The organism is Pseudomonadota bacterium (genome assembly GCA_010028905.1).
Taxonomy (GTDB): Bacteria; Vulcanimicrobiota; Xenobia; order RGZZ01; family RGZZ01; genus RGZZ01.
On sequence record RGZZ01000447.1, the window covers coordinates 1 to 4,194 of the forward strand.

Sequence of the window (4,194 nt, forward strand, 5' to 3'; positions counted from 1 at the left end):
TTCACACTCATCGAGCTGATGATTGTCGTTGCCATCATCGGCATCCTGATGGCCGTTCTGCTTCCAAGCATGGCACGCGGGAAGTACCAGGCGCACTGGAGCTCCTGCTCGAGCAACGAGCGAAACCTGGCAGCGGCTCTGGAGAGCTATCGGGTGCAGTCGGGCGGCTACCCCTCGAGCCTATCGCTGCTCACCGCGTCGAATCCCAAGTTCATCAGCCTTCTCCCCAACTGTCCGAGCAACGGCGTGGGCTACAGCAACGGCTACGAGATAGGCGCCTCGAGCGGTTCCTCATCGACCTATGACACGTTCACGATCTCGTGCCAGGGGGCACACTCCCTCGTGCTCGACAGCGTATCCCAGGGGTTCCCGCAATACTCTCCGACAAGGGGCCTCGACCTCTACGGCTCTTCCGGGTCACAAGACCCGGTCACCAGCACGCACCCTGGTCGCGGTGGCAACACTCCGATCTGACCGTCCTCTTGCGGGAGACCTCACGACAAAGAAACCCGGAACGCCCCACAGCCCGTCGGTGTCTGTCTGCTGCTGAGGGTTCTCCCCCGTCGGTCAGAGGCCCCAGCCGCCTCGGGTGATGCTCTTCGCCTGCTTGCCGTCAAACGACCACAGCTCGAGACCGCCCCCCTCGTAGTAGACCGAGTGCAACGCGGCACACATGGCGCCTCGGCCCTCGAGATCGACGACCCCGGCAAAGCGGTAGAACTGGCCCATGTCGTTCGATCCCTGACCGGCGTCGAGGTGCAAGGGTTCGACGTGCAAGGCGCTGGCGCGGCGGAGTCGGTCGACTTTCGCGTGATGCCGGCATCGGCGATGTTGTCGCGCGAGTGCGCGCAGACCAGCCACTCGGGATCACCGTCGCCCAGGAGATCGACCTTCACGCACTGCGTGACCCGCGCCTTCTCGACCTTGATGCCCTTCTGACGCAGCAGCTCGGTGATGGCGCCCACCACCGCGGGGTCGCTGACTGCCTGACCGTGCCGGGGCTGACGCGGGGAACCGCCGCGCACCGCCACGCCCTGCTCCGGCGCGCGTCGCGCCAACGGGGCCACCAGCGAGCCTGACTCATCGGCCTTGATGGGCGAGGCGCTGAGGGGCGCTGCCTCTCCGCTGAGCGTGAACAGTCGCCAGCTCGAAGCCCCCTTGGCTGCTTGCGCGTCGGGACTGGCCGCGCGCCACTTCCCTCCGGCGCACTGGCTGACCACCTCGACGGCGCTGTTGCCTTTGCTCACATTGCCGATGGTGACCGTGGAGGGCGCAGCCTGAACCCGACAGACAGCGCAGAGAACGACAAGAAGGGCGGCCTTGAGAGTTCTTCGCATGCACGCATGTTTCTACGCGCCCCCCCTCTCGCCCCCTCCGGGCCGACACGAGGGCGCGCAGATCGGTAGAGCTCGCCCGGGCAAGGGAAAGGTGTGACCCTCAAAGAATAGCGCTAGGGGGGAAAGCGTGCATGACGCGACTGTACCGACCTCTGGTTCTGATCTGCCTCATCAGCCTCACGGCGGGGGTCATGTACATGATCGCCCGCGTGATTGGCATGGGGCAGCACTTCCAGGTGGTGCAGCTCAACACAATCAACGAGACGAAGCTTCTCACGCTGCTCGATCTGCTGGCCATCAATGCCATCGGATCAGCCATCCTGTTGCAGCAGATGCTCGGCTCCAAGCGACGTCCCGTCCTGAGTGCCCTGGGCATCGCGCTGCTTCTCCTCGTCACCTGGGAGTGCGAGGCGAGGCTCGCTTTCGCGGCGGCCCCGTCGCTGTACGTTCGAGACGTCGACCTGGGCGTCGACTTCTCCCCATGCTATGACCAGACCCATCCCCCCATTGGACGCATCCACATCAACTCCCTCGGCGCCCGCAGCGATGAACCCTCAGGAAATGACGGACGCCGCCCGCTGAAGGTCCTCTGCCTCGGCGACTCGACCCTGTTCGGAGTAGGGCTCGATCAGGCCGATATCTTTTCGAGCGTTCTGCAGGGCGATCTGCAGGCACGTTTTCCCGACCGTCGCGTCGAGGTCATGAACATCGCCCGCCCCGGCAGCTATGCGGCCGTCGGCGTCTGGCTTCTCAAGTACCGCTGGATAGGCTGGAAGCCAGACATCGTCATCGCCGCCTACAACAACGACAGCGGCTCGACCTACTCGGCCCCGCTTGCGCCTCCAACGACCCGGACCGCCTGGCCCTTCCCCTTCCGCAGCCTCGCGCTGTACCGCCTGCTGGGACAGGTCATCGCCCACGAGCAGACGCGCCTGCACCCCCTGCATCTGCATTGTCCCACCCCCACGGTCGACCTGTTCAAGTACAGCCTGCACGAGATGTCGACCCTGGTACAGCCCTGGGGGGGAACCGCGATCTTCATCTCGCTCCCCCATTTCGTGAACGAGCGGGGGCTCTCGTCAGACTTCCGCAAGGCGGCCAGGCAGCAGATGAAGGCCGACAACGGAGTGTTCGCCGATCTCGAGACCGCGATTCCGCAAGAGTCGAGCTACTACCTCAACGTGATGAACGACCCAGTGCACCTGAGCGCTAGAGGCAACCTCACCCTCGAGCGCGCGCTGCTTCCCACAGTCGCCTCCCTGGTGCGATGACCCCCTGCGATTCGCGGGCCGCCTCGGTCGTCGTTCAGCCGAGACCTTCAGACGAGGGTGAGGCCGCTCGCACTGTGGTTGCGGCATCTGCACCCGGTCGCGGCTGCACGGGTCCGAACCGCTCGGGCACGATGGGCGTGATGCGCGCATAGAACTCGGCAAGCCGCCGAAAGTCGGCGTCGATGTCGCCAGACGGTTGAATCGGAGGGCCAAAGCCGGCTTCTCTGCGCTTGCCATCGAGATACGCCGGGATGATGGGGACCCCCGCAAGATTGGCGATGTGCCAGAACCCGGTCTTCCACCCCTCAGTTCGCTTGCGCGTTCCCTCGGGGGCGATGGCCAGCACCAGTCGCTCGCGCGCGTTGAACAGCTCAACCGCCTGGGCCACCGCGTTGTGTCGCCGTGAGCGATCGACGGGAATCCCTCCCATGGCCCGCATCAGCCGTCCAAAGGGAGGCCTGAACATGCTCTCCTTGGCCATCCACTCGAGAGGCAGGTCATAGAGCGCCAGGGCCGACATGAGCATGGGGAAATCGAACCACGACGTGTGGGGTGCGCCGATCATGACGTAGCGGGGCAGATCGGCGGGAGGGGCCAGGAAGTACCACCCCACGCCCTTGAGGAACATCTTGGTGGTGCCGCGTCGGACGGTGTTGAACAGTTGGCTCATCTCGGGCAGGTTCGCGATTGCAAGGCCCATCTCTTGCTCGACGCAGCCCCCCGATGCGCGCCCCCGTCAGCACCGCTCACCGACGCGCGAGGCACAGACCACTCCACCCCGCCGTCAATAGTCGTACACGTGCTCGACCGCGCGCGGGAACGCGCGAAGCAGGTCGCTGAGCCGGTCGACCGGGACGGCAACGGCAAAGCGCTGCTGCGGGGGTTCGGTCAAGATGGGCTGAGTCAGCACCAGGGGAAGCCCAGCCACCTCCGCGCGCTCAGACGAGGGGAGCAGCAGGCTCACGAGAATCGCCCCACGGTTTCCCGCGATCTCGACAAAGCGAGCCCCCTGAGAGGCCAACTGCCGCGCAGGCGCGATGAACGCGGTGTACCGTGGCAGCAGCAGCAGGACCTTCCCGTCCGGCAATGCCTCGACGCGCTCGACGCCCGGCGGCAGCGGCCCGTCTGGCAAGCCCTCGACCACCACCGCGGTGACCGAAGACTCGACCCCGTACATCGCAGTCGATGCCTTGTTCATGGCATACCCGTAGAGCGCCTTGGTCATCAGCACCGTGCTCAGCCAGTACTTGCGCTCGAGGCAGCGAACCGGGTTGGCTCCGATGAGCGGGGTCGTCGTCCACAGGGTCTTCAGCTCGGCCAGGAAGTCGAATCGAAACCAGGGCCCCACGTTCAGGAAGTCGACATAGCGACGCGTCGAATCGGCCCAGAAGCGGTCTTCGGCCGTGCGCGATCCGACCGCGGCCGTGAGCGCGCCGAACGTGTTCTCCCAGAGCCCCTCGGCGCCATACTCCACCGTGGTGCTCACGCCGATGACCGCCACCATCACGAGATAGTCGACGTTGGTGGGATATCGGCCCCGCGTGATGTCGACCACCGACTTCGCTCCCTGCCAGAACTGCACGATG

General features: G+C 65.4%; 6 protein-coding genes. 3 read left to right on the top strand and 3 right to left on the bottom strand.

Annotation, left to right across the window (positions count from 1 at the left end):
• Nucleotides 1-474, top strand: a 474-nt coding sequence (locus EB084_20865; protein ID NDD30719.1) for a prepilin-type N-terminal cleavage/methylation domain-containing protein, incomplete at its 5' end; no start/stop codon positions are given.
• A 93-nt stretch (nt 475-567) separates the two neighbouring features.
• On the opposite strand, the gene EB084_20870 is transcribed toward EB084_20865, so the two are convergent.
• Entirely contained in the window at nt 568-762 is a 195-nt protein-coding gene (locus tag EB084_20870) for a hypothetical protein (protein NDD30720.1), read from the bottom strand.
• 80 nt (nt 763-842) lie between these two features.
• On the opposite strand from EB084_20870, the gene EB084_20875 reads away from it, so the two are divergent.
• Together EB084_20875 and EB084_20880 are read left to right on the top strand one after the other, a co-directional pair.
• Nucleotides 843-1,079: a hypothetical protein gene (locus EB084_20875; GenBank protein ID NDD30721.1), complete on the top strand. Its 237-nt coding sequence runs from the start codon at nt 843-845 to the stop codon at nt 1,077-1,079.
• Between the two features lie 389 nt (nt 1,080-1,468).
• Nucleotides 1,469-2,608, top strand: coding sequence for a hypothetical protein (locus tag EB084_20880; protein ID NDD30722.1), 1,140 nt, complete (start codon nt 1,469-1,471; stop codon nt 2,606-2,608).
• 34 nt (nt 2,609-2,642) lie between these two features.
• Here EB084_20880 and EB084_20885 read toward each other — a convergent pair whose 3' ends face one another.
• Nucleotides 2,643-3,308 (bottom strand): acyltransferase, encoded by a 666-nt coding sequence (locus EB084_20885; GenBank protein ID NDD30723.1) that lies wholly within the window; start codon nt 3,306-3,308, stop codon nt 2,643-2,645.
• A gap of 84 nt (nt 3,309-3,392) precedes the next feature.
• The gene (locus EB084_20890) at nt 3,393-4,190 is read right to left on the bottom strand and encodes a hypothetical protein (GenBank protein ID NDD30724.1); all 798 of its coding nucleotides are present in this window, start codon (nt 4,188-4,190) and stop codon (nt 3,393-3,395) included.
• Between the last annotated feature and the right edge of the window lie 4 nt (nt 4,191-4,194).